Origin of the sequence: Vibrio sp. 10N.261.52.A1 (assembly GCF_002876325.1) — a bacterium.
Taxonomy (GTDB): Bacteria; Pseudomonadota; Gammaproteobacteria; order Enterobacterales; family Vibrionaceae; genus Vibrio; species Vibrio chagasii.
Window position 1 is genome coordinate 1 of sequence record NZ_MCYD01000202.1, and the last position, 257, is coordinate 257.

Consider the following 257-nt stretch of genomic DNA (forward strand, 5'->3'; position numbering starts at 1 on the left):
AGTGATCGGTAAAGGTGACAAGGAGCGCAAGGCGCCATTTTCGGGCTTAGCCAAAGAGTGGGTCGATAAGTGGCTGCGAGTCCGCGGTGAATTGGCTTCTCCGGGAGAGGACGCGCTGTTTGTTTCCAAGCTGGGAACACGCATCTCACACCGCAGTGTGCAAAAACGTATGGAAGAGTGGGGCAAGAAGCAATCTGTAGCGAGCCATATTAGCCCGCACAAACTGCGTCACTCCTTTGCGACCCACGTACTTGAAT

At 54.1% G+C, this 257-nt stretch carries 1 protein-coding gene; it reads left to right on the forward strand.

Features of this window, described 5'->3' with window-relative positions; all coding sequences use genetic code 11:
- The coding region (locus BCT81_RS02600; RefSeq protein WP_157938837.1) for a tyrosine-type recombinase/integrase at window positions 1–257 on the forward strand (257 nt) is incomplete at both ends.